General features: G+C 66.1%; 27 protein-coding genes and 1 tRNA gene. 14 read left to right on the top strand and 14 right to left on the bottom strand.

The window, feature by feature from the left end; translation table 11 throughout:
- Positions 1-37: 37 nt before the first annotated feature.
- The 3 genes from H7H34_RS14165 to H7H34_RS14175 form a co-directional block, all read right to left on the bottom strand.
- On the bottom strand, positions 38-844 hold the full coding sequence (locus H7H34_RS14165; protein WP_185925557.1) for an AraC family transcriptional regulator: 807 nt from the start codon (positions 842-844) through the stop codon (positions 38-40).
- 91 nt (positions 845-935) lie between these two features.
- On the bottom strand, positions 936-1367 hold the full coding sequence (locus tag H7H34_RS14170) for a CBS domain-containing protein (protein ID WP_120267376.1): 432 nt from the start codon (positions 1365-1367) through the stop codon (positions 936-938).
- A 120-nt stretch (positions 1368-1487) separates the two neighbouring features.
- Positions 1488-2309 carry a rhomboid family intramembrane serine protease gene (locus tag H7H34_RS14175; RefSeq protein WP_245165084.1) on the bottom strand — a complete coding sequence of 274 codons (822 nt, stop codon included), beginning with the start codon at positions 2307-2309 and terminating at the stop codon, positions 1488-1490.
- A 468-nt stretch (positions 2310-2777) separates the two neighbouring features.
- On the opposite strand from H7H34_RS14175, the gene H7H34_RS14180 reads away from it, so the two are divergent.
- The 3 genes from H7H34_RS14180 to H7H34_RS14190 all read left to right on the top strand — a co-directional run bounded on the left by H7H34_RS14180 (position 2778) and on the right by H7H34_RS14190 (position 5134).
- A complete protein-coding gene (locus tag H7H34_RS14180) occupies positions 2778-3431 on the top strand; it encodes a PAS domain-containing protein (RefSeq protein WP_120267375.1) in 654 nt (217 codons plus the stop codon).
- A 139-nt stretch (positions 3432-3570) separates the two neighbouring features.
- Positions 3571-4191 (top strand): PilZ domain-containing protein, encoded by a 621-nt coding sequence (locus H7H34_RS14185; protein ID WP_185925558.1) that lies wholly within the window; start codon positions 3571-3573, stop codon positions 4189-4191.
- A gap of 325 nt (positions 4192-4516) precedes the next feature.
- Complete coding sequence (locus H7H34_RS14190) at positions 4517-5134, top strand: transglutaminase-like cysteine peptidase (RefSeq protein WP_209006227.1); 618 nt, start codon at positions 4517-4519, stop codon at positions 5132-5134.
- Between the two features lie 159 nt (positions 5135-5293).
- Here the strand turns inward: H7H34_RS14190 and H7H34_RS14195 are convergent, their stop codons facing one another.
- Both H7H34_RS14195 and H7H34_RS14200 read right to left on the bottom strand, forming a co-directional pair.
- A complete protein-coding gene (locus tag H7H34_RS14195) occupies positions 5294-5830 on the bottom strand; it encodes a gamma carbonic anhydrase family protein (RefSeq protein WP_185925559.1) in 537 nt (178 codons plus the stop codon).
- A gap of 78 nt (positions 5831-5908) precedes the next feature.
- Positions 5909-6226 carry a DUF6949 family protein gene (locus H7H34_RS14200; protein ID WP_120267371.1) on the bottom strand — a complete coding sequence of 106 codons (318 nt, stop codon included), beginning with the start codon at positions 6224-6226 and terminating at the stop codon, positions 5909-5911.
- Between the two features lie 215 nt (positions 6227-6441).
- Between H7H34_RS14200 and H7H34_RS14205 the strand changes: the two genes are divergently transcribed.
- Both H7H34_RS14205 and H7H34_RS14210 read left to right on the top strand, forming a co-directional pair.
- Complete coding sequence (locus tag H7H34_RS14205; RefSeq protein ID WP_185925560.1) at positions 6442-7191, top strand: hypothetical protein; 750 nt, start codon at positions 6442-6444, stop codon at positions 7189-7191.
- A gap of 79 nt (positions 7192-7270) precedes the next feature.
- The gene (locus H7H34_RS14210; protein WP_185925561.1) at positions 7271-8023 is read left to right on the top strand and encodes a hypothetical protein; all 753 of its coding nucleotides are present in this window, start codon (positions 7271-7273) and stop codon (positions 8021-8023) included.
- 138 nt (positions 8024-8161) lie between these two features.
- On the opposite strand, the gene H7H34_RS14215 is transcribed toward H7H34_RS14210, so the two are convergent.
- Both H7H34_RS14215 and cysE read right to left on the bottom strand, forming a co-directional pair.
- Positions 8162-8380 carry a DUF3126 family protein gene (locus H7H34_RS14215; RefSeq protein ID WP_067216731.1) on the bottom strand — a complete coding sequence of 73 codons (219 nt, stop codon included), beginning with the start codon at positions 8378-8380 and terminating at the stop codon, positions 8162-8164.
- 203 nt (positions 8381-8583) lie between these two features.
- The gene (cysE, locus tag H7H34_RS14220) at positions 8584-9417 is read right to left on the bottom strand and encodes a serine O-acetyltransferase (protein WP_120267368.1); all 834 of its coding nucleotides are present in this window, start codon (positions 9415-9417) and stop codon (positions 8584-8586) included.
- Between the two features lie 251 nt (positions 9418-9668).
- Between cysE and H7H34_RS14225 the strand changes: the two genes are divergently transcribed.
- Positions 9669-10478, top strand: a complete 810-nt coding sequence (locus tag H7H34_RS14225) for an enoyl-CoA hydratase (RefSeq protein ID WP_185925562.1) — start codon at positions 9669-9671, stop codon at positions 10476-10478.
- Positions 10479-11034: 556 nt separating this feature from the next.
- Here the strand turns inward: H7H34_RS14225 and H7H34_RS14230 are convergent.
- A complete protein-coding gene (locus H7H34_RS14230; RefSeq protein ID WP_185925563.1) occupies positions 11035-11919 on the bottom strand; it encodes an alpha/beta fold hydrolase in 885 nt (294 codons plus the stop codon).
- Positions 11916-12683 carry an alpha/beta fold hydrolase gene (locus tag H7H34_RS14235; protein WP_185925564.1) on the bottom strand — a complete coding sequence of 256 codons (768 nt, stop codon included), beginning with the start codon at positions 12681-12683 and terminating at the stop codon, positions 11916-11918. The genes H7H34_RS14230 and H7H34_RS14235 overlap by 4 nt, the downstream gene beginning before the upstream one ends.
- A gap of 233 nt (positions 12684-12916) precedes the next feature.
- On the opposite strand from H7H34_RS14235, the gene H7H34_RS14240 reads away from it, so the two are divergent.
- The 5 genes from H7H34_RS14240 (at position 12917) to H7H34_RS14260 (ending at position 16629) form a co-directional block, all read left to right on the top strand.
- The gene (locus H7H34_RS14240) at positions 12917-13162 is read left to right on the top strand and encodes a zinc-finger domain-containing protein (protein ID WP_185925565.1); all 246 of its coding nucleotides are present in this window, start codon (positions 12917-12919) and stop codon (positions 13160-13162) included.
- Positions 13163-13187: 25 nt separating this feature from the next.
- Positions 13188-14411, top strand: coding sequence for an FAD-dependent monooxygenase (locus H7H34_RS14245; protein ID WP_185925566.1), 1224 nt, complete (start codon positions 13188-13190; stop codon positions 14409-14411).
- 76 nt (positions 14412-14487) lie between these two features.
- Entirely contained in the window at positions 14488-15225 is a 738-nt protein-coding gene (locus H7H34_RS14250) for a competence/damage-inducible protein A (protein WP_185925567.1), read from the top strand.
- A 37-nt stretch (positions 15226-15262) separates the two neighbouring features.
- A complete protein-coding gene (gene gpt / locus H7H34_RS14255) occupies positions 15263-15772 on the top strand; it encodes a xanthine phosphoribosyltransferase (RefSeq protein WP_120267361.1) in 510 nt (169 codons plus the stop codon).
- Between the two features lie 176 nt (positions 15773-15948).
- Complete coding sequence (locus tag H7H34_RS14260) at positions 15949-16629, top strand: L,D-transpeptidase (RefSeq protein ID WP_120267360.1); 681 nt, start codon at positions 15949-15951, stop codon at positions 16627-16629.
- Positions 16630-16700: 71 nt separating this feature from the next.
- Here H7H34_RS14260 and sfsA read toward each other — a convergent pair whose 3' ends face one another.
- The 3 genes from sfsA to H7H34_RS14275 all read right to left on the bottom strand — a co-directional run bounded on the left by sfsA (position 16701) and on the right by H7H34_RS14275 (position 19039).
- A complete protein-coding gene (sfsA, locus tag H7H34_RS14265) occupies positions 16701-17402 on the bottom strand; it encodes a DNA/RNA nuclease SfsA (RefSeq protein ID WP_120267359.1) in 702 nt (233 codons plus the stop codon).
- 27 nt (positions 17403-17429) lie between these two features.
- Positions 17430-18875, bottom strand: coding sequence for a TrkH family potassium uptake protein (locus tag H7H34_RS14270; RefSeq protein ID WP_371811399.1), 1446 nt, complete (start codon positions 18873-18875; stop codon positions 17430-17432).
- A 79-nt stretch (positions 18876-18954) separates the two neighbouring features.
- Positions 18955-19039, bottom strand: a tRNA-Leu gene (locus H7H34_RS14275).
- Positions 19040-19321: 282 nt separating this feature from the next.
- On the opposite strand from H7H34_RS14275, the gene map reads away from it, so the two are divergent.
- The 3 genes from map to H7H34_RS14290 all read left to right on the top strand — a co-directional run bounded on the left by map (position 19322) and on the right by H7H34_RS14290 (position 21463).
- The gene (map, locus tag H7H34_RS14280; protein ID WP_185925568.1) at positions 19322-20155 is read left to right on the top strand and encodes a type I methionyl aminopeptidase; all 834 of its coding nucleotides are present in this window, start codon (positions 19322-19324) and stop codon (positions 20153-20155) included.
- Positions 20156-20181: 26 nt separating this feature from the next.
- Positions 20182-20892 carry a RadC family protein gene (radC, locus tag H7H34_RS14285; protein ID WP_120267357.1) on the top strand — a complete coding sequence of 237 codons (711 nt, stop codon included), beginning with the start codon at positions 20182-20184 and terminating at the stop codon, positions 20890-20892.
- Positions 20893-21064: 172 nt separating this feature from the next.
- Positions 21065-21463, top strand: a complete 399-nt coding sequence (locus H7H34_RS14290) for a hypothetical protein (protein WP_120267356.1) — start codon at positions 21065-21067, stop codon at positions 21461-21463.
- Positions 21464-21484: 21 nt separating this feature from the next.
- On the opposite strand, the gene H7H34_RS14295 is transcribed toward H7H34_RS14290, so the two are convergent.
- Both H7H34_RS14295 and H7H34_RS14300 read right to left on the bottom strand, forming a co-directional pair.
- Positions 21485-22675, bottom strand: coding sequence for an acetate/propionate family kinase (locus H7H34_RS14295; RefSeq protein ID WP_185925569.1), 1191 nt, complete (start codon positions 22673-22675; stop codon positions 21485-21487).
- On the bottom strand, positions 22672-24066 hold the full coding sequence (locus H7H34_RS14300) for a bifunctional enoyl-CoA hydratase/phosphate acetyltransferase (protein WP_245165086.1): 1395 nt from the start codon (positions 24064-24066) through the stop codon (positions 22672-22674). The genes H7H34_RS14295 and H7H34_RS14300 overlap by 4 nt, the downstream gene beginning before the upstream one ends.
- Between the last annotated feature and the right edge of the window lie 77 nt (positions 24067-24143).

Below are 24143 nucleotides of genomic sequence, written 5' to 3' on the forward strand. Positions count from 1 at the left end.
TGACGGGATCCGGCGCGGATTGGACGAAATTGACCTGTCAGTGACGGACCAGGGCGCCGGGTGTGACCCCGTAGTGCCGCCGGAATTGCCGGATCATGTGGCCCTGATCGCAAAAGCCTGCGGCAACCGCCGCTTCCGCCGCGCGCATTCCCTCCAGCAGCAGACGGCGGGCAAGATCGACACGGTGCTGGAGAACATGTGCGTGCGGCGTCATGCCGGTCACCTTGGCGACGCTGCGCACCAGATAGGAGGGCGCAAGGCCGACTTCCGCCGACAGTTCCGCCAGCGACAGGCTTTCTCCCGCCTCCACACCTGTGGCAATGCGCTCCCGGAGCCTGCGGATGGCGACGCTCTCCCGCCCAGCAGGACGCAGCTCCGCGCGCCCATGCAAGGAAAAGGCACAGGCCAGAACCCGGTGGATCGCCTCTTCCACCGCCAGCCGCCAATCGGGCCCCTTGGCCGCGTTCAACCTTGCGGCCACCACGCCCAGCGCCCGCGTCAGGACCTGCTCCCGGTCACGCGGCGCGATCTCCGCAAAGCCGCGCAGATGGGAAAGGCCCAGGACCTCGCGAACCGCCGCCTCGCTGGCATAGAGCATGTTGTAGCGCACGCGCCCGGCGGCGGCGTGGCCCGTATGCGGCTCTTCCGGGTTCATCAAGGACAGCGTGCCGGCGGGAAGGATCATGCTCTGCCCGCGGCAGACGTAGCCGCCTGCCCCTTCCGCTATGGCGCCGATGGCGAAGCCTTCATGCGCATGCCGCCCGAAAGTCTGGGTGCTGAAGGCGGCCTCGAACAGTTCGATCCCGTGATGCCAGCCGAGATGATGGTAGCGGTTTTCCTGCACTCTGCCGCCTCTCTCCGCCTCCCGGCCATCCGCCTCCCTATCGCCCCGCAAGCCGCGGCGCGCCGTCGCCGGCACGCCGCACCGCGCAGCATCAAGTCATGGCGATATAGTTGCGCATGTCCTCCGCCTCGCGCTCGATCTGCGCGATGCGGTGCTTGACCACGTCACCGATGGAGATCAGCCCGTCCAGCTTGCCGTCCTTGACCACCGGCACGTGGCGGAAGCGGCCGCCGGTCATCCGGGCCATCACCGTGTTCACGGTCTCCGTTGCCTGACAGGTCACCACCTTGGCGGTCATGTACGCCGAGGCCGGCTTGTCGAGCGCGTCGGTGCCGTCTTGCGAGATCGCGCGGACCACGTCGCGTTCGGAAACGATTCCCCGGATGGCGCCCTTGCCATCGGTAATGACGATGGCGCCGATGCGCTTGGCTCCCAGAATGGCGCAGATCTCGCGCATCGTCGTTTCGGCACGTTCCGTCACCACGTCCCGCCCCTTCTCGTTGAGAATTGATGCGACCGTCATGTCCGACCTCCCCGGTGGCTGGTTCTGGCTGCGGGCGGGAGCAAGCTGCTCCCGATTACGCTTCCATCATGACAAATCCCTGTCGCCGTGCAATCGGCAACACTGCGGGGGCACGAGCGCCTATCTGCGGCGGGGCACCGGATCGAAAAACGAAAACAACAGAAAGCCCGCTACGAAACCACCGATATGGGCCTCCCAGGCAACGCTGCCCCCCTCCCCGGCGCCCGGCAGCGGGATGATGCCGAACAGCAGATTGACGCCGAACCAGACCAGCAGGAACATCAGCGCCTTCGGATTGGAAAGCGTCTCGGCCATGCCGGATGCGGGAATGCGGTAGGCGAATTCATCTGTCCGCCGCATCGCTCCGAGCGGTCCGCCCATGTCGAAGACGAAGCGTGTTGCCGCCGCCATCTGGCCGGAGATCGCGGCCGACGCGCCGATCATCGGCACCGTCTCGCCGAAATGCAGCATCAGATGCAATGCCGCACCGCCGACGGCGCACACGGCCGAGAGCACCAGGAACCGCGCCGTCCCGAAGCGCCTGGCGACCGCCGAGCCGAAGACCGCCATCCACATCACGTTGACGAAGAGGTGTCCCCAGCCGCCATGCAGGAAGGCATAGGTCAGAAACGTCCAGACCTTCGCCGCTTCGCCGCCCGGCAACTGGTAGAGCGCAACTGCATCCGCCAGATAGCGCGCCGGCAGGAACGAGAAGGCGAGCAGGACTTCGTATTGCAGCTCCCTCGAGAGCAGATACGTGTCCGTCAGATGGACGCCGATCAGCACCAGCGACAGCCAGGTCACCACTTTCGGCAGATTGAAGACCGGCTCCGCCCGGGGCGGCCCCTGATCGTGATTCTCGATGGGTGTGGGTTCGTGCATTGTCTCGCGCCTGGCGGTGATCGTCAGCCACCAGATCGACCGCCGGACGCGATCCGTCAAGTCGCCTGCCCATGGGCGCCGCCCGACCGGCCTCAAAGAAAAACCGCCCGCCGCGCTGTCACGCGATCCGGGCGGCTCGAAAAGTGGCGGGAAACGGCGCCTCAGCCGGCTCCCCGCGAACGAGGTCAGTCGTTGTGCAGTACAGGTAAGCTCGTGTTCACCAACTCCTCGATCCTGCCCTTCAAATCAACGCGACGGCAACCGACACTCCCTGTTAACCTTAACAAGAGGTAAAACGAACCGTTCAACTCCTTGGCATGCGCCCTGCTACGTAAGCGCCAAGACACGGCACAAAAGGGAAAACCGTCCCGAAACCGGACAGTTTCCCGCAAAGGCCGGAGAAAGAGCGCAAGGCGTCCCACGTTCCGGCACACTCGCCGGGTCCCATGGCCGGCCTTGCGCAAAAACAGGACAGAAGCTCCCTCCGGATCTGCCGGCAGGAGCGGAAGCGGGGCAAGGTTGGTGGACATGAAACATCCGGTGACACAGCAGCTCTACGACTACTGGGACAGTCTGCGCGGTGATCGGCCGGCGCCGGATCGCGGCGAGATCGAGCCGGGCCGGATCCGCTCCGTGCTCGGCGACACCTTCATCCTGGAGCTCATCGACCGCGACACCTATCGCTACCGGCTGGCCGGGACACGGCTTTGCGCCCTGCACTGCCGCGAGTTGAAGAACCGCAATATCCTGCGCGGCTGGTCGGACGAGGACCGCGAGGCGCTCTCCACGCTGCTCGCCGCGGTGAACGAGGATGCGGCCGCAGCGGTGATCGGCGTTACCGGCTACACCGAGCGCAAGCAGGCGGTGGACATGGAAATGCTGCTGCTGCCGCTGCACATCCCCGGAGAGGGCTGCAGCCGCGTGCTCGGCGCCTGTGTCGCGCTGGAACAGCCCTACTGGGCCGGCATGCATCCGATCCTGTCGCAGACGATCAAGAGCGTGCGGCTGATCTGGCCGGACGAGCGGCCGGCTTTCCTGCGTCCGCAGCCGCGTGGCTCCGTCAGCACCGTGCCGCGGTTCAGCCGCCAGCCGTCCGCCCTGCAGAGCGCACCGCCCCTGCCGCTCATAGCCGAGGCGCGGCGCGTCCAGCATCTGATGGTCATCGAAGGTGGAAAGAGCTGAACCGGTCCTGCCGAAAGTATTGACATCCGCAGCTCTGCGCAGACGGTTGCTTACCAACTGTTAACTGCCGCGCCATATCTTCGACCCGCAGAGTTCGTGCAGCCTCCATGGCGCACGCTCCAGGGAAGGTCGACGACGAATGGCGCACGCCACGGCACTCATGTACACGACAGCTGCCGCAGCCAAGAATGTCGACCGTCGGCGCCATTCCCGCGTACCGGTCAATATCCTCGGCCGCTTCATGCTTGAGGACCGCCGCGAATATCCCTGCCAGATCATCGACATGTCTCCGGGCGGCGCGGCCATCATCGCCCCGGTCCCGGCGCGCGTCGGCGAGCGCATCATTGCCTATATCGACCATATCGGTCGCATCGAGGGCGAGGTCGTGCGCGAGATCGAAGGCGGCTTCGCCATGCGGATCAACGCGCCGCTGCGCAAGCGCGACAAGCTCGCCAACGTCCTGACCTGGCTTGCCAATCGCGACGTGCTCAATCTGCCGGAAGATCGCCGGCACGAGCGCTTCACGCCGAAGAACCCGATCACCCAGATCGTCCTGCAGGACGGACGCAGCTACAAGTCGCGCATCATCGACGTGTCGCTGTCGGGCGCCTCGCTCAAGACCGAGGTGAAGCCGGAAATCGGCATGGCCATCGGCATCGGCAAGATGCGCGCCCGCGTGGTGCGCCACACCGAGGACGGCATCGCCGTCGAGTTCGCGAACATCCAGAACCGCGATCTCCTCGAAAAGCACATTTCCTGATCCTGACGCCCTAGCTGCCGCCACGCGTTTTCCCGCCGGATAGCGATATCCAGGCGGCGCCGGTGCCATGCGCGCCGCACGTCCTTCCATCTCATCGCTCCCGCTCCGCCCTGCCCGCAATCGCCCAAGCGCTTGCGGGCATTGGCCTTTTTGCGCCGGGGCTCACGGCGTCCACCCCCGTGTCCATTTCCCTACAATTTTAATCAAAACAAGTATAAATTATCGTATAAATCTCTTATATTTCAAATAAACTTCCACGACCAACCTTAGACGCAAATAAAAACGCACATGTCATTGTCTAGTCAGCCTTGGGGAGGGCGAAGACATGACAATGAACGCGAAAATCCTGAAGTATACTCTCGTTGCCTTCGCGATGGCCGCCGTTGGCATCAGCCAGGCCAATGCACAGGCCGGCCGTTTCATGGAGACCGGCGCAGCGGCAAAGGCCCCTGTCGGCCATGTCGGCTTCTGTCAGGAAAATCCTGCGGAATGCGAACCCGACGGCAAGGGCGCCGTGGTGGTGAAGCTCGACCGAGAGCGCTGGAACGAACTCATCGCCGTCAATGCAGAGGTGAACGCCCGCATCCGGCCGGTGACGGATGTCGAGCTCTTCGGCGTCGAGGAATACTGGACCTATCCGGTCGACGGCGCGGGCGACTGCGAAGAATACGTGCTGGAGAAGAAGCGCGTGCTGCTGAACCGCGGCTGGCCCGCCAGCGCGCTGCTGATCACAGTCGTCAAGGACACCAACAATGCGGGACATGCCGTTCTTACGGTCCGCACCGATCAGGGCGACGTCATCCTCGACAATCAGATCGAGGCCGTTCTGCCCTGGTATTCGGCCCCCTATCGGTTCGTGAAGCGGCAGTCCGCGTCACATCCGGCAAAGTGGGCCGCGATCTCCGACCTGCGAACCAGCACGCTGGCCAGCATCGGAAACTGAGCCTGGTCGGCGGGGTCGGAAACCCCGCCCCTCGCGGCTTGGCAAATACACGAAGGAATGCGCCATCACTGATGGCAACCGGGCCTATCCCCTCCCCCATTCCCTTAGGTCGGGTTGCCGGCCGGCCTCCGCTAACGCGGAGGCCGGCCCATTTTTTTCTCAGCCCTCGGCCACCGGCGACAGACCGGTGATGTAGCGGCGCCACTTGCCGACATAGCCTTCGGCGGAGGCCGCGATGCGAGCCTCGGCGGCCTCGTCGAGCTGGCGCACCACGCGCCCAGGCATGCCGACCACCAGCGAATTGTCCGGGATTTCCTTGCCTTCGGCGATCAGCGCGTTCGCGCCGATGATGCAGTTGCGGCCGATGCGAGCGCCGTTGAGCACGATCGCACCCATCCCCACCAGCGTGTTGTCGCCGATCGTGCAACCATGCAGGATCGCCTTGTGGCCGATCGTGCAGCCGCTCCCGATGTCCAGCGGAAAGCCCATGTCCGTGTGCAGCACGCAGCCATCCTGCACGTTGGAGCGCTCGCCCACCGTGATCGTCTCGTTGTCGCCGCGAAGAACCGCCGCGAACCAGACGCTGGAGTCCCGCTTCAGGACGATGCGCCCGATCACCGCGGCATCAGGGGCGACCCAGTAGCTCCCCGGCTCCGGCGTGACGGGGCTGTGATCGTCGAGGCGGTAAAGCGGCATCGGAAACTCCGGCAGGGCTGAGGTGTCGCGCGGGACAAGAGGAGGCGGAAAGGCGCGGCGCCCGGCAGACGCGGCACCTTAAATGAGAACAACTAGCGCAGCATGCACGACCATGATGCCGGAGCAAAGGCTCCACATTCCCGCGATCGTGGACGAGGCCACCAGCCAGCCGAGCGGGCGCTGTTCTATCCTGCGGCCGCGAATCGCATTGCGCATGATGATGAAGGGGCCGGCGAAGACGCACAGGACACAGGACAGAAGCCCCTTTATCCAGGTCTCGACCGAGATGGCAAAGCGCAGGGGTTCTCCCGTCACAAGCTGATAGAAACTGCCGACAATTCCCGAAATGACGAAGCCCGCGCAGCCAAGATATGCCGCTAGTGCCAGTTCACTCATGATGCCGTTAACCCCTCGTTAACCAATTCTCTGGGACCCTAACCGGAAACTCGACGTTTCATCCAGCAAATAGCATGCCGTTTCCGCAAACCCATTAACGGACTGGTAACCATAAAGATGGCGAACGGAGCGCTCCGCGTCCCGGCACAGATCGGGACACCCGTCCCGCATCGGGACAGCCCGAAGGGCGTCCTGCCGCGCGCAGGTGCGTCCGAATGGGCACCGACGGGAGCGCGCGGATGATGCCGCTGACCCTTCCCGGCGGAACGGGCATCGAGGCCCGCCACTTCACATCGATGGTTTTTGCGCTGGCACTGGCCGGCACTGCGCTGGTGGCCCACACGGTCGGCAGCTGGCTGACCTATACCCGCGGCCCCACGGGGTGGAGCGATAGCCGCGAACGCGTTCCCGTCACGCTTGGCACGACGGAACTGAAGGTGCCCGCCAACATGATGCGGCGGGTCGAGGAGCGCGTTGCCGGCGGTCCGGTGGACAGGCTGAGCCTTGCGGTGCTGTGGCCGTCCATGGAGGGCTACAGCGAGATCAACGCCCGCGCCTTCGCCGACCCGAGCGACACCTCCGCCGTCATTCTCGTTGCGCTTGAGCCGACGCTGACTGCCGACATCATGGATACGAGCGAGCGCCTGACCCAAGTCTGGCTGTCGCTTGCCTCTGGCGACCCCCTGCCCGGCCCGGCGGGCCTTGCCCTGCTGCCCCTCCCCGGGGATCCGGCCAGCGGCACGGACTTCGTCGCGCACCGCTCCGATCAGGGGCGCCTCTTCGCCGCCCGCTGCTTCACCCCGCGGGACAAGGCGCTGGCCGCCACCTGCGAGCGCAGCATCCGTCTCGGAGACGGCCTGTTCGCCACCTACCGCTTCCGACAGGCCCAGCTGGAGCACTGGCAGAAGCTGGACGAGGGCGTCGCCACCCTGGTCGCCGGCCTGACGCCCAAGCCCGCCTCCTGATACGACAGCGAGTGCCCGCGGAGCGGCATGGCAGCCTGCTCGCCATGAGCAGCGTTCAAGGAATTTCGGGCGACAAATCTTGAAAAGGCTTTCAGTTGCACTCCTGGCCTTTGCGGCGCTGATTTTCCTGGGCTTCTTCCAAGCTCTTGATACAGAGCGGCTTGCAAGATCAACGGGCATCTTCAGGCTGATCTATCTGCTCGTCTGGTTCGCTCCAGTTTTGCCGGCCGCAATGGCTGTCTTGAGGGTGGCACGACCGAGCCCGGCATCCCCGGCCTTGATACGGGCAGCAGCTCTTGCGGCGCTTCTCATCGGCCTGCTTCTCACACTCCTTAGCGCCGCGGACGCATCGCCGCACTCAACGCTTATGTTTGCCAACGGGATCACACTCTCACTCGCAGCCGCATCGAGCGTTCTGTTTCTGGCAGCCGGCCGCATCGGCTCGATAGGAAGGTGGCTGGCATTTACCGGCATGGCTCTGTCGGCCACAGCCGCTGTCTGTTCGTTACTATCGGTCCCGGCCGTCGTATACGGCGCCAACCGCATTGCTGCCGGCAATCCGTTCTGCATTGGCCGCCACGCGCCTGCCTCGGAAATCACCTCGATCTGGGACCTGCGCGGCTTTTCTTTCTACACGACGGCTTCGGGATACAAGTCGACATCGGGCTGGTATTTCCATGGTCTCCTTGTGGTCGACGGCACCGATGGGCGCCAATACTTCAATTGGTCGCCGCGAGGCTTTCGGTTCGATCGAATCCACCATCCGGAGCGTTTCGCCGCTCGCGTGCAAGATATCTGCGAGCCGACGTCCACGTTCTGGTCCAAGCTGTGACCATGCGTTGACCGCTGCGCACGAACGATCACCGATCCCGCTTGCGATACGAAAAACGGGCGCCCGCCAAGCGGTGCGCCCGTTTTTCTTCAAGCCCCGGCCGGATGCCGGAGCTCATCGCTGCGAATGCCGTCCGGCTCAGGCCTCGTCGAGATCGTACGACAGGATCGCCATCTGGAAGTTCCAGCTCAGGTCGTCGTCATCGTCGTCGTCCCGGTAGATCACGCCGATGAACTCCTCGCCGATATAGACCTCGGCGGAATCGTCCTTCTTCGGGCGCGCACGAACGACAAGCTTCGGAAGCTCGAACTTCTTCTGGAGGTAGGCCTCGAGCTTGCGGATCTCGTCTGGCTTCACGAAAGGCTCCTTTCTGGGGCACGGACATCGCATCCGCGCCCGAACGAGTTGCCGGCCATGCCGGAATGGCCCCGAACCTACACATTCGGCCGCACGAACCAAGAAAAAAGCGCGCCTTTCCCCCAATGGAGGAACGGCGCGCCCTGCCTGTTCGCTCAACTGGCAGGCGCTCCGCACAAGGAGCACCGAGCCAGTGCGGAGGATCAGCCCTTCTCGCTGTCCGCCGAAAGGAGCTGGTCCATGGTGCGCGAGGGTTCGGCGCAGCCGGCCGCCCCCACCACCCGTGCCGGCACACCGGCAACGGTGGAGTTCGGCGGCACGTCCATCAGCACCACCGAGCCGGACGCGACCTTCGAGCAATGGCCGATCTCGATATTGCCCAGTACCTTCGCGCCGGCACCAAGCAGCACGCCGTTGCGGATCTTCGGGTGACGGTCGCCCTCTTCCTTGCCCGTGCCGCCCAGCGTCACGTTCTGCAGGATCGAGACGTTATCGCCGATCTGCGCCGTCGCACCGACGACGATGCCCGTGGCGTGGTCGACGAAGACGCCGACGCCGACCGGCACGGCCGGATGGATGTCCACCTGGAAGGCTTCCGAGCACCGGCTCTGCAGATAGAGCGCGAAGTCCTTGCGCCCGCGCTTCCACAGCCAGTTGGCCAAACGGTGCGTCTGCAGGGCGTGGAAGCCCTTGAAGTAGAGCAGCGGCTCCAGCAACCGGGTGCAGGCCGGATCGCGGTCGTAGACGGCAACCAGGTCGACGCGGAAGGCCTCGGCCAGCGCACGCGAGTCCTGCAGCGCCTCCAGATAGGTCTGACGGATCAGCGAGGGCGAGACCACCACATGGCCGAGCCGGTCGGCGAGCCGGTGGACGACGGCCTCTTCCAGCCGGTCGTGATTGAGCACGGTCTCATAAGCGAAGGAGGCCAGCGCCGGCTCGCAGCGAACCATCGCTTCGGCCTCTTCGCGCAACTGGCTCCAGACAGGGTCATGGCGCGGCAGGGCCGGCGCCTCGGCAAGGGGATTGGTTTGCGGCATGTCCGCCTCCTTATGGAGCCACGTCCGGCAGGCGGATCGCGCTCCCTCCAAGCACAGAGTGTTGGTGCCATCCTACCGCGATCTATGCTGGCAAGGCCATAGGTCAAGCCTGCCGTAACGGTCATTTCACGTAGCTTGCAGTACGCATCACTGTCTCGGGAGCAGGTCTTCCGTCTTCTTCGAATGGACTGGGTCGCAACAGCTTGCGATAACCACGTCAGGACCCGACCGTTTGCAGCCCCGGACCCGACATGACGGATAGCCCCGCCGACATCTGCCCCGCCCGCATCGCCACCGTCGTCGAGGATCGCATCGGCTGGCTGGAGGTAAACAACCCGGCCCGCAAGAACGCGATCACGCTTGCCATGTGGCAGGCCATCCCGAAGGCGGTGACCGAGCTTGCCGCCGACCCGCGCGTGCGGGTCATCGTGCTGCGCGGCGCGGGCGAGGAGACGTTCATCGCCGGAGCCGATATTTCCGAGTTCGCCACCCTTCGCAAGGACGCCGCCTCCGCGCGTGCCTACGAGGCCTCGAACGCGGCCGCCTTCGATGCGCTGCGCAATGCGCGGCTCCCCACGCTAGCGATGATCCGCGGCTTCTGTCTCGGCGGCGGCTTCGGTCTTGCGGCTGCCTGCGACCTGCGCATCGCCGAGGACGGCGCCAGCTTCGGCATACCCGCCGCCCGCCTCGGCGTCGGCTATCCGCCCACCGCGATCGCCGATGTCGTACGGCTGCTCGGCCCCTCGCGTGCCAAGCTCCTCTTCTTCACCGCCCGGCGCATCGGCGTGCAGGAGGCCGAGCGTTTCGGCTTCCTCGACGTCGTCGCCCCGGCTGGCACCCTGGAGGCGGAGGCCCGACGCCTCGCCGGCGAGATCGCCAGCGGCGCGCCCCTCACCCTTCGCGCGGCCAGAGCCGGCATCGACGCCCTCACCGCGCGCCTGTCCGGCAAGGAGCTCGCCGCCTGCCAGGCTCTTGCCGATGCCTGCTTCGACAGCCGCGATTTCATCGAAGGGCGAACGGCCTTCATGGAGAAGCGCGCACCGGAATTCACCGGCAATTAACCATGACGGGCGATACCGGCCGTGGCGGGCGCGCTTTCTTCGTCGCAACTGCGACGCCCGCTGACGCGGAGTCATTTTGTTAACCGATTCCTTGCAGCGTCGATAAAGACCCGGGACACGCACTGGCTTTGCGGACCGGGCACTTGACCGGCGGAATCCGGAATGATTCCCTGTCGCCCGATCCGGCTTGATTCTCTCCGTGAAGGCCTTGAATCGGACCCTCAGCGCACAGCTGACAGACCACTTTAAGTCTGACTGAAAAATATCGCAGGATCAGGAGCTTGAAGAAAAATCTTCAAGTTCACGCTTCGCATGCGCCAATCCTTCACATTAACTTCCGATTAACCATACAAGCCATTGCTGCATCGGAAGAAACCCGAAGGGATTGCTCCGCCTGCGAACCTGAATCGATTTGTGAAGAAACACGCTGGAATGTCCGCGCGAACGCACGCACCCGCCCCAGCACGAAGGGCAGCGCTCCGGGCACCTCAAGGAGCTCAGACTCCGGTTGGGATATGGGAGAAGTCGCCCGGGAAGCCCTGAGCTGCGAACGTGCTCAGGCGGCCCGCAGCCGGTCGAGGAAGGTAACCACGGCCCCCGCGAAGGCGTCGTTGCGGTCGCCTGCAACCATGTGCCCCGCCCCTGCGACATCGGTGTATTCGGCGTGCGGAACCATGGTCAGGAACTCGTCCACCTGGGCCTCGGTGACCAGCTCGGAGCGTGTTCCTCGCACCAGCAACACCGGTATCGTCAGCGACCGCGCCGCGCGCACCAGCTCGTCCTCGACGCTTTCTTCGATGCCCTCGTCCGGGTCCACCGGACGGCCGCGCCGGTCGCCGAGGAAACGCGGATCCCAGTGCCAGCGATAGCGCCCGTCATCATGAAGGCGCAGGTTCTTGGCCAGCCCGTCGAGCCGCTCGGGGCGCTTGCGATGCGGCAGGTAGCGGGCGATGGCATCGGCCGCCTCCTCCACCGTGCCGAAGCCCGCCTCCGCCCGGTCGGCCATGAACGAGATCACCTTGTGCACGCCCGCCGGATCCATCCGCGGCGTCACGTCGACGAGCACAAGAGCCGCCAGCGTACCGGGCCGCAACTTCCCCTCGGCCAGCAGGCTGGCCATGCCACCGAGCGACGCGCCGATGCCGATGGGCCTTGCGCCGGACCGCGCGGCGATCTGATCGCACACCGCCACCACGTCGCGGCCGAAGTCGCGGAACTGGTAGGCACCGCTGTCGACCCAGTCGCTGTCGCCGTGACCACGCTGGTCGAGACACCATGCGGCAAGCCCGCGCGCGGCAAGCCGCTCGCCGGTCCCCTCCCAGGCATGGCGCGTCTGGCCGCCGCCATGGAGCAGCAGCACGGGCTGCCCGCCGGCACCATGGACATCGGCGACGAGACGGTTGTCTTCCGCGCCGGTCAGCGTGACGGTTTCACGGTTCATGCAACCCCCTCTCGCGCCAGGCTCTCCAGGAAGTCGATGACGCCCGCCTTGTAGACCTTGTCGCCCACGGCGATCATGTGGTCGCGGCCCGGGATCTCCAGCACCTTTGCCCTCGGCATCAGACCGGCCAGCTTTTCCGGCGAGCCGGCGATCTCGTCCTTGGTACCGACGGCCACCAGGACCGGCGGGGTGATGCGGGAGACCTCATCCTCGGTGATCTTCTGCCGCGAGGAACGCATGCAGGCGGCAAGGGCAAACCGGTCGGAATTGGTCTGCTCGGCGAAGGCGCGGAAGGCGCGTGCGCCCCGATCCGTCACGTCCGACAGCTTCTCGGCCTCGAGCCCCGCGGCAATCGGCTCGGGATCGCCGACACCGGTGATCATTCCGTAGCCGAGCCCGCCGAAGACGGCGCTGCGCACCCGCTGAGGATGATTGAGCGTCAGGAAAGCGGAAATCCGCGCGCCCATCGAATAGCCCATCACATCCGTGCGCTCGATGCCCAGATGGTCCAGCAACCGCCTTGCGTCCTCGGCCATGGTCGGCGCGCCGTAATCGTCGGGGTCGTGGCTGCCGTCGCTCTCGCCATGGCCGCGATTGTCGATGGCGATGACGCGGCGCCCGGCCTCCGTCAGCAGCTTCACCCAGCCGGGATAGACCCAGTTCACATGCTTGTTGGAGGCAAAGCCGTGGATGAGCAGGATCGGCTCGCCCCGCCCCTCGTCCAGATAAGCGAGGCGGAGACCGGCGGATTCGAAATGGGGCATCTGGGCCTTTACCTTGACGTAAACGTAAAAAACGGAGTCCCACGATAATGCGCAAGACTGCGGATGAAAAGCCTGCATCCCGCCCGCCGGCCGTGTCGCGCGCGTCGATCCGCCCTCCCTGCTTCCGGTCGCCGCAGTTGTGGCGAACCTGCCACTTCCCCCTGTTCAAACCTCTCCTTCCTGCGTATGGTCCGGCAAATCCTGCAGGACATGCTGAACGACGGATGGATGCGATGGCGCATGCTGTAATTCCCCATTTCCAGAATGACCGCGGCCTGGAGTCGATCGAGATCGGCGCGAAGGAGTTCCAGTGCGTTGGCGCTCGCCCGCCCTTCGACCATCCGCATGTCTTCCTGGACATGGGCGACGACAACGAGATCATCTGCCCCTACTGCTCGACGCTTTACCGCTACAATCCGTCCCTGAGCGCCCATCAGGCGGAGCCGGCCGACTGCGTCTGGGCCCCGGAAGCCGCCTGACCAGCGTCCGGCGCAAGGCCCGCGCATGGCGCAGTCCCACTCCGATGCGAACCGTATCTTCATCGCCGGCGCGGGCATCGGCGGCCTGACGGCCGCCTTGTGCCTGTCGCGGCGCGCGCGGCCCGTAACGGTGATCGAGCAGGCGAGCGAACTCCTCCCTGTCGGTTCCGGCCTGCAGCTTCCCCCGAATACGATGCAGGTGCTGCGCAAACTCGGCCTCGAGGACGCGCTGCTGCCCCATGTGGTCGCCCCCCGTGCCATTGAGGTCATGACCTGGCGCAGCGATGCCCCCGTCGCCGAGATCCCGCTCGGGAAGATCGCGGAAAAGCGTTATGGCGCGCCCTATCTCGTCATCCACCGGGCGGACCTGCAGGACGTGCTGCTGAAGGCGGCCCGCGCCTCCGCCGGCATCACGCTGCGCCTCGGCACGCGCCTGCGCGGGGCCGCGCAGAACGCCGACAGGATCAAGCTGGAACTCGAACACGCCGACGGCGATGCGGGTGCGGATACTCCGCTCGATCATGACACCGGCGCGACCCTGATCGGCGCCGATGGCGTCTGGTCGACCGTGCGCCGCCGCGTCATGGGCCTGCGCCCGGCCGCGTTTTCCGGACGAACCGCCTATCGTGCGGTCATCCCGGCGAGCGACGTTCCCGATCGCTGGCGCAACGTCACCGGCCTGTGGCTCGGCCCGCGCGCCCATGTGGTCCACTACCCCGTCTGCGGCGGCGAGTACTTCAATCTCGTCGCGCTGGTCGAAGAGGACTGGCAGGAAGAGGTGTGGTCCGGCCCGGCCGACAGGGATGCCCTGCTCGAACGTTTCCGCGACTGGCCCGGCGCCTGCCGCGAGCTGCTCTCGCTTCCCGCCTCATGGCTGAAATGGGCCCTTTGCTCGATGGATCCGGGCACGAGCTGGGTAGACGGGCGCTTTGCTCTGCTCGGCGATGCCGCCCATGCGATGCTCCCCTTCGCCGCCCAAGGGGCCGCAATGGCCATCGAGGACGCGGAAGCGCTGGCGCGTCATCTCGACCAGGGCTCGGCCGACATTCCCCGGGCGCTGCGCGCCTACGAGGCCGAACGGCAGGATCGGGCTGAGCGGGTCGTGCGCCTGGCCGGCTCCAACGACCGCATCTACCACATGAGCGGCCCCTTGGCCTTTGCCCGCGACATGGTGATGCGGTCCTTGCCTTCGGAACGTCTTCTCGCGCGGCTCGATTGGCTATATGGATGGCGGCCTCCGGGCGCCTGACCACGCCCGCGGGCGCAGCTGCCCATGCCGATGGCGCCGGGTCGGATGCGAAACGTGGATCCAGGAGTGGGTGGGCATGTCGGCTGACCAGGACATCGTGACCGCAGGCTTTCTCGTCATCGGCGACGAGATCCTGTCCGGGCGCACCAAGGACAAGAATATCGGCTACCTCGCCGAGTATCTCACCGCGATCGGCATCGACCTGTCTGAGGTCCGCGTGGTGCCGGATGTGGAAGAGCGCATCGTCGAGGCCGTGCGCGAGCTCAGCGCCCGCTACACCTACGTCTTCACCTCCGGCGGCATCGGCCCGACCCACGACGACATCACCGCCGATTCGATGGCCAAGGCCTTCGGCGTGCCGATCGATCACGACCCGCGCGCCGTCGAGATCCTTCGCAACTTCTATCCCGAAGGCCAACTGACCGAGGCGCGCCTGCGTATGGCGCGCATCCCGCAGGGCGCTGATCTCATCGAGAACTCCGTCTCGAAGGCCCCCGGCTTCCGCATCGGCAACGTGCATGTCATGGCCGGTGTCCCCTCGATCATGCAGGCGATGCTCGACGCCGTCGCCCCGACGCTGAAGACCGGCACGCGCATGCTGTCGGAAACCGTTGACGCCGATCTGCCGGAAAGCCGCATCGCAGCGAGCCTGCGCAAGATCCAGGACGCGCATTCCGGCGTGATGATCGGCTCCTACCCGCGCTCCATCGACGGGCGATTCTCCACTCAGATCGTCGTGCGTTCGCGCGACGCAGAGTTGCTGCGGCAGGCGGCCGAGGCGGTGCGCGCCGCCGTCGCCGCCACCACCCGCTAACCCTTTACGTACTGCCGAACGACAGGACACGACCCGCATGGAAAACCCGCAAGCTCCGAAAGCCTTTCCCGTCTCCTGGGACCAGTTCCACCGCGACTGCCGCGCCCTTGCATGGCGCCTGTCCAGCCAGGGCAAGTGGCAGGCCATCGTCTGCATCACCCGCGGCGGCCTGGTGCCTGCGGCCATCGTCGCGCGCGAGCTCGGCATCCGGCTGATCGAGACGGTTTGCGTCGCCTCCTATCATGACTACGAGAACCAGGGCGAATTGCAGGTCCTGAAGACCATCGACAAGCAGGTCGTCGATCTCAATGGCGGCAAGGGGTCCGGCGTGCTGGTCATCGACGATCTGGTCGACACCGGCAAGACCGCCCGCGTTGTCCGCGAAATGCTGCCCGAGGCCCATTTCGCCACCGTCTACGCCAAGCCGATGGGCCGTCCGCTGGTCGACACTTTCGTCACCGAGGTCTCCCAGGACACCTGGATCTATTTCCCCTGGGACATGGGCTGGCAGTTCCAGCCGCCGATCGCAACCAGCAGCCAGGGCTGAAGAACCCAGCGTCAATTTGGTCACACAGGTCTTCTGCGAGTGCAGGTCAGCCCTGCACTCGCAGGAAAGTTATTACCGTGCCCATATTTCGGCGCAATTTCTCAGCCTATAACCTCGGTATGACACACGAGATTCTCCCGCGCGCCGGCTCTCTTCCCGCATCCGGCAACACCCTCATGTCGCGTCGCACCGCCCTTGTCGGTCTCGGCGCGTTGGCTCTTGCCGGCTGCCAGAGCACGGGCAACAACCCGCGCATCCAGGCGGCTTCTGCCACGGCGCCGGCTCAGGTGATCGACCCGTACTACCTGCAGATGTACGCGGCGATGCCGGAAGAGAAGTTCCCGATTCCGGCCGTTGATCTGCGCCGCGTCAATCCGGTCTACTTCCGTCAGGTCGTGCCCTATCGCACCCAGGAACGCGCCGGCACGCTGATCGTCGACACGCCGAACCGGTTCCTCTACCTGGTGATGGAGAATGGCCAGGCCCTGCGCTACGGCGTCGGCATCGGCCGCGCCGGCTTCGATTGGGGCGGGCGTGCCCGCATCGCCTACAAGCGCGCCTGGCCGCGCTGGACCCCGCCGGCCGAGATGATCGCCCGCCAGCCGGAGTTGGAACCCTATCGCAACGGCATGGAGCCGGGACTGCAGAACCCGCTCGGCGCCCGCGCGCTGTACATTTTCGAAGGCAACCGCGACACCATCTACCGCATCCACGGAACGATGGAGTACTGGACCATCGGCAAGGCCGTGTCTTCGGGCTGCGTGCGCCTGATGAACCAGGATGTCATCGACCTTGCGGCACGGGTGCCGAACGACACCCCGATCGTCGTCCTGCAGGACAATAGCGGCGTCGCCTGAGGAGGCGTCGCTTCTCATTTTCCGCTTTGTGAATACACGGTCGCGGGCCCGCCAACGGGCCCGTTTTCCGTTTATGGCAGCAGGCTCACCCGCTGCTCTGCGACGATTTCTTCCGGCGTGATCCGGCAACCGATCGCATAGGCCTCGACACCGCGCGATCGCGCCTCGGCAAAGGCCGCGGCATAGGCCGGGTCGAGATCTGCTGCAAAGGAGAGCCGGTCGCAGTCCGGCCGCTGCACCAGATAGACCATAGCTGCCCGCGCCCCTTCCGCCACCATGTCTCCCATCTCGACGAGATGCTTGGCGCCGCGCGCGGTGACCGAATCCGGAAACTCTGCCAGTCCCGCCTGCCGCATCAGGTGGACGTTCTTCACCTCGACATAGACCGGGCGGCCATCCGCCCCCTCGAGCAGGATGTCGATGCGCGAGTTGCGGCCGTATTTCACTTCGCGGCGCAGCGAGGTGAAGCCGGCAAGCTCCGCGATCAGGCCGGCGCGAAGCGCTTCCTCGACCAGGGCATTCGGATGGGCGGTATTGATACCGACCAGCGCCCCGTCCGCCTCCACGATCTCCCAGGAGTACTTCAGCTTGCGCGCCGGATTGTCGGAGATCGACAGATAGACCCGGGCGCCCGGCTCGCGCAGCCCCAGCATCGAACCGGGATTGGCGCAGTGCGCCGTTACCTCCTCGCCGCTGTCGAGGATGACATCGGCAAGGAACCGCTTGTAGCGCTTGACCAGCCGGCCGGGCACGAGGGGAGAGGCAAAGCGCAAAGGAAAACTCCAGTCAGTTGAACGGGCTCAGCGCGACCAGAAGTCGGGATCGAGCAGCACCAGCACGGTGAACAGCTCAAGCCGGCCCATCAGCATGGCAAAGGACAGGATCCACTTGGCGCCATCGGGCAGCGGGGCGAAGTTGCCGGCCGGCCCGATGATCGGGCCAAGCCCCGGGCCGACATTGGAGATCGCGGTCGCCGCCGCCGACAGGGCCGTGACAATGTCGAGGCCGAAGCCCGACAGGGCCAGCGTGATCGTGCCGACCGAGCCCATGTAGACGACGAGAAACGCAAGGACCGAGAAGGACAGTTCCGGCGTCAGGCGGGTATTGGCGTATTGCTCCGACATCACCCGGTTCGGCCTGACCATCCGGCGCACATGCGCCCGCACCGTGCCGAAGAACACCAGGAAGCGGAAGATCTTGATACCGCCGGATGTGGACCCGGTGCAGCCGCCGACGAAGGTCAGCAGCAGCGCAAGGCCGATCACCGGCGGGCCCCAGGTAGTGTAGTCGCCCATGGCGAAGCCGGTCGTCGTGATGATCGAGACGATGTTGAACGTCGAGGCGAGCAGCGCCTCGGAAAAGTTCATCTCCAGCGCAGCGCCGAGATAGACGGTTACCGCCAGCGAGGTCAGCACCACGAGGCCGAGCAGCGCGCGCACCTGGGGGTCGTTCCACAGCACCAGCGGGCGTCCCCGCAGCGCTTGGATGATCAGGACGAAGGGCAGCGCGCCGATCAGCATGAAGGTCACCGCGACCCAGCCGGCCGCCGGATCGGTGAAATAGCCGAAGGACAGGTCATGCGTGGAATATCCGCCGGTCGATATCGTGGTCATCGCGTGGTTGATCGCGTCGAACACGGTCATGCCGGTCAGAAGGAAGGCCAGCACGCAGACGAAGGTCAGGAACAGATAGGTGATCCCGAACAGGCGGATCAGTTCGACCGAGCGCGCGACGATCTTCTCGCTGCGGTCGGAACTCTCGCTCTGGAACAGCTGCATACCGCCGATGCGCAGGAACGGCAGCAGCACGATGGCCATGACGACAATGCCGACACCGCCCATCCACTGCATCAGGGAGCGCCAGACCAGCAATCCCGGCGGCAGGCTGTCGAGGCCGGACAGCACGGTCGATCCGGTCGTCGTGAAGCCCGAGACCGCCTCGAACACCGCATCCGCATAGCCGATACCGAGCCACAGGAAGGGCAGCGCCCCGAAAGCCGGCAGCGTCAGCCAGGACAGGGTCGTCAGGATGAAGGTCTGGCGGATGTCGAGACCGTCGGTCAGCGCGCCGCCGACGGCGACGGACAACAGCAGACCGATCAGGCCGGTGATCAGCGCCGACAGGACGAAGGCCTGCCAGTCGGCGTTGCGCGCGGCGACGTCGACCATTGCCGGGATCAGCATGGCCGTCGCCAGACCCACATAGAGAAAACCGAGGACGTTGAGCACGGGGCGAAGCGAAATCACGGAATGGCGTCTTTCGTCGTCTGGCGTCGTCCGGGATCTGCGATCGTCGTCCCGTCTTGCGATGCGTGGCGGCAATCCTTGGTACGGACGGCGGGACTCGAACCCGCATGGCCAAGGCCGAGGGATTTTAAGTCCCTTGTGTCTACCGGTTCCACCACGTCCGCGCCCGCTTTGGGTACAAGCACCTTCGGGGGGACGCAAGAGGGAAGCGCGCCGTGCACCGGCAAGCGTCCTGCGTCAGCTCCGCACCCGGCGCCGCTCAACCTTGCGGCGAAAGCGGATTGCGCCCCGCGCCCGCGCGTTTTAAGGCTATTGGAAATCCCGGCGGAGCCAGTCCCGCCCCGACCTCTTCGCCCGTGCGCCGCGCACCGGTGGAGCAGCCGCGGACCCGGCGGCGTGGCGGGCGGTGGGGCCCGCGACACGAACAGCCCGGACGAGCATCTCGCATGGTCACCTATATCGACGCCGCAACGGCTCCCCTGAAGAACACCGGCCAGATCCGCCTCTACGGCCCGGAGGACTTCGCCGGCATGCACAAGGCCGGACAGCTGACGGCACGCTGCCTCGACGCGCTGGTCGAGAAGATCGTGCCCGGCGTCACCACGCAGGAAATCGACGATTTCGTCTACCGCTTCGGCGTCGAGAACGGCGCCCTGCCGGCGACGCTGAACTATCGCGGCTACACCAAATCGACCTGCACCTCGATCAACCACGTCGTCTGCCACGGCATCCCGAACGACAAGCCGCTCAAGGAAGGCGACATCGTCAACATCGACGTCACCTACATCCTCGACGGCTGGCACGGCGATTCCAGCCGCATGTACGCGGTCGGCAAGCTGAAGCGCGCGGCCGAGCGTCTGGTGGAGGTCACCTACGAATCGCTGCTCCGCGGCATCGAGATGGCCCGCCCCGGCAAGACCACCGGCGACATCGGCCACGCGATCCAGAGTTTCGTCGAGGCCGAGCGCTGCTCGGTGGTGCGCGACTTCTGCGGCCACGGCGTCGGCCGGCTGTTCCACGACATGCCGAACATCCTGCATTACGGCCGCCCGGGCGAAGGCATCGAGCTGAAGCCGGGAATGATCTTCACCATCGAACCGATGGTCAATCTCGGCCGGCCGCATGTGAAGGTGCTCGGCGACGGCTGGACCGCCGTCACGCGCGACCGCTCGCTGTCGGCCCAGTTCGAGCACTCGGTCGGCATCACCGCGACGGGCTGCGAGATCTTCACCCTGTCGCCCGCCGGCCTCGACAATCCGCTGACCTTCGGTCGCAACTGACGACGGCACCACAGGAGGGGGGCGGAATGAACGGCACCGACGACGGCTTTTCCGATGCTGGCGTCGCTCCGCATTTCCATGGGCACCGCGACCGGCTGCGCCAGCGTTTCCGCGAAGGCGGCCACGCGGCGCTGCAGGATTACGAGTTGCTGGAGCTGCTGCTGTTCTCGCCGATCCGCCGCGCCGATACCAAGCCCGTGGCCAAGGCGCTGATCGACCGTTTCGGCTCTTTCGCCGAGGTGCTGGCTGCCCCGCCGGCCCGCCTCAAGGAAGTGCGCGGCGTCGGCGACCGGGTGGTGGACGAACTCAAGCTCGCCCATGCAGTGGCCGAGCGCTTCCTGCGCGGTCAGGTTCGCGAGCGCACCGTGCTGTCGTCCTGGTCGCAGGTCATCGACTATGTGCGCACCGCCATGGCCTTCTCCGACCGGGAAGAGTTCCGCATCCTCTTCCTCGACAAGAAGAACGCGCTGATCGCCGACGAAGTGCAGCAGCGCGGCACCGTCGACCACACGCCGGTCTATCCGCGCGAGGTGATGAAGCGGGCGCTGGAACTGTCGGCCAGTGCCCTGATCCTGGTGCACAACCATCCGTCCGGCGACCCGACACCATCGCGCGCCGACATCCAGATGACCAAGCAGATCGCCGATATTGCCGGCACGCTGGGCATCGTCCTGCACGATCACATCATCGTCGGGCGCGACGGCCATGCCAGCTTTCGCGGCCTGCAGCTGATCTGACGCTCCGGCAGCGCGCTTCAAACAGCTCACCGACAGCGACACCCCGTCGCAGCTGCGCTTGACGTTTATCAACGTTCTGCCACACGCCGACGCTAGGATGATCCTCGCGGTCGTGGACGACCGCAATGATCCCGTCCCCTACACAGGGACGCTCGCAGGGAGGTCCGCAACAATGGCAGATACTCGAAAGACCGTTTCCGGGGATGGCGTCAATGCCAGCCTCGTCCCGTTCGAAATGGCCTATTGCAACCCGCTGGTCCTGATCGGCCGCATGCAATCCGAGGCGCTGCGCGCGACGCTGGACCGTCAGGTCGAGATGGTCGACTTCCTGCGCCTGCGGGTGGAAAAGGACGTCCGTCTCGCGGAGCGCCTGCTGCAGGCACGCCAGCCGGGCGATGTCGTGGCCGCCTGCAGCGAGTTCTGCAGCGACGCGCTCGAGGACTATGCCCGCGAGGGCTTCCGCGCCGCCAATCTTGTTCCCGAGGTCGCGGCCGAGACGGCAGAGCAGGTCGCGCGCGAGGCCGAAGAGGTCTCCGACGAGCTCAAGATCGCCTCTCTCGCCATCGCCTGACCGGCGAAGGCTGGTCTTTCCTCACAAAGCCGGCAGGTCGCGGACATGCTCCGCGATCATCGCCTCCTCGTCGGTGGCGATCACCCGCACCTCGACGCCGCTGTCCGGCGTGGAGATGACCGGCGCCCCGTCCGCATTCGCAGCCCTGTCGAGCCGCACGCCGAGCCAACCCAGCCGCTCGCAGACCCGCTCGCGGATTTCCGGCGCGTTCTCGCCGATGCCTGCGGTGAAGACGAAGCCGTCGAGCCCGCCGAGCACGCTGGCCAGCGCCCCCGCTTCGCGCACGATGCGATGGACGAAGACGTCGATCGCCTCCGCCGCCGCCGGCTCCGTGCTCTCCAGCAGCACCCGCATGTCATTGGAAATGCCTGACAGGCCCAGCAAGCCGGCGCGGGTGTAGAGCAGCCGCTCCGTATCGTCGATAGAGAGCCCCTCCCATCGCATCAGATGCAGCAAGGCTCCCGGATCGAGCGCGCCGCAGCGCGTTCCCATCACCAGACCGTCCAGCGCCGTGAAGCCCATGGTCGTGTCGACGCTCTCGCCGCCCCTCAAGCCGCACATGCTGGCGCCGTTGCCCAGATGCGCGGCGATCACGCGCCCGCCATGGACGCGCGGCGACAGCATCGCCAGCCGCCGCGACACGTACTCGTAGGACAGGCCATGGAACCCGTAGCGGCGGATGCCGCGCCGCTCGAACTCGCGCGGCAGGGCAAAGCGCGTCGCAACCGCCGGCATCGTGCGGTGAAAGGCCGTGTCGAAACACACGACCTGCCGCAGGCCGGGCCGCGTGCGGGCGATCTCCCGGATCGGCGCCAGATTGTGCGGCACATGCAGCGGCGCCAACTCCGCCAGATCGCCGAGCAGTTCCAGCAGCTCCGGCGTCACCTCCTCCGGCATCCGGTGACCCGCCCCGCCATGCACCACCCGGTGGCCGATGCCGGCAAGGTGCCGCCCGGCCAGTTCTGTGTCGATACGCGCCAGAAGGTGACCGAGCGAAGCCTCGAACCGCGTTTCCGCCCAGGTTTCATCGGCCAGGAGCCCGCCTTGCGCATCTTTCAGGCGGAAACGCTGCCCCGCCCCATCCTCTCGCAGCTCGCCCCGCCGCCAGAGCTGCAAGGCCCCGTCGGCGGCAAGGTCGAAGATCGCCAGCTTGATACTCGAAGAGCCGGCATTGAGCGTCAGGATCGCGCCGGTATCGCCCTGCCCGCTCATGCCCCGACCTCCCCGCCGGCGGCGGCAAGACGGGCACGCGCGAGCTTCGCGGCGACCGCGCAGGAGGCAAGGCGCGTACGCTCGGCGTCCGCCCGGCTGGTCAGGATGATCGGCACCCTTGCGCCCAGGACGACGCCTGCGGCATCGGCCCCGGCCAGGAATGTCAGCTGCTTGGCGAGAATGTTGCCGGCCTCGAGATCCGGCACCACCAGGATGTCGGCCTCGCCCGCCACCGGCGAGACGATGCCCTTTTCCCGCGCCGCCTCCAGGCTGATCGCATTGTCGAAGGCCAGCGGGCCGTCGACGAGCCCGCCGGTGATCTGGCCCCGGTCCGTCATCTTGCAGAGCGCTGCCGCGTCCAGCGTCGAGGCAAGCTTCGGGTTGATGGTTTCCACCGCCGACAGGATCGCCACCTTCGGCAGCGCGATTCCCATCGCATGGGCAAGATCGATGGCGTTCTGGATGATGTCCCGCTTGATCGCGAGATCGGGAGCGATGTTGACCGCCGCATCGGTTACCAGCAGCGGCCGGGGATGGCCGGGTACGTCCATCAGGTAGACATGCGACAGGCGCCGCTCGGTTCGCAGCCCCTTGGTCCGGTCGAGAACCGCATGCAGCAGTTCGTCCGTATGCAGCGACCCCTTCATCAGCAGCGCGGCTTCGCCGCACCGCACCAACGCCACCGCCGCTTCGGCGGCTGCATGGCTGTGCGGCGCCTCCACCAGGCGGAACCGGTCGATGGCAACGCCCGCCTCGGCCGCGGCCTGTTCGATCCGCCCGCGCGGGCCGACCAGGATCGGCACGACGATGCCGGCATCCGCCGCTTCCGCCGCGGCGGCAATGGCCGGCGCGCTGCAGGGATGGGCGACGGCGGCAACCGGCGGCGCACTGGAGGCAGCTTCCGCCATCAGCGCGCGGAACCGCTCGTGCCGGCTCATGCGGATATCGGGCAGTTCGACCCTCGGCCGGCGGATCTTCTCGTCCGGTGCACGCACATGGATGGTGCCGGACGCGACCGCCCGGCCCGCCTCGGTGCGGCATTCGCAGGACAGGACCAGTTCCCGCGTCTCCGCTACCCGCCCTGTGACGGCAAGCGTCAGCACCAGGGCATCGCCGGCAGAGACCGGCCCCTGAAAGGCAAGCTCCTGCGCCAGCGTCACGCCGCCCGGTCCCGGCAATTCCGTCGCAACCAGCAGCGACACCAATCCCGTGACGATCGGGCCGGCGCTGGCCCCCTCTCCGCCGCTGCCCCCGCCCGCGATCACCGCCAGCAGGTCGATATCCTGCTGGACGAGGGTACGGCGCAACACGGCGCTGTCGCCGGTCGCGATCTCGTCGAAGGTCCGGTTCTCCACCATGTCATGGCTGGTGGCGCCCGCTCGAATGTCCATGAAAGCTCGGTCCCGGCTCGTCTTTGGGTGGCAGTCGGTCGCGCGGGAGCATGTATGGCCCCTGCCTCAGCATGCAA

Source organism: Stappia sp. 28M-7, assembly GCF_014252955.1.
In the GTDB taxonomy this organism is placed as follows: Bacteria; Pseudomonadota; Alphaproteobacteria; order Rhizobiales; family Stappiaceae; genus Stappia.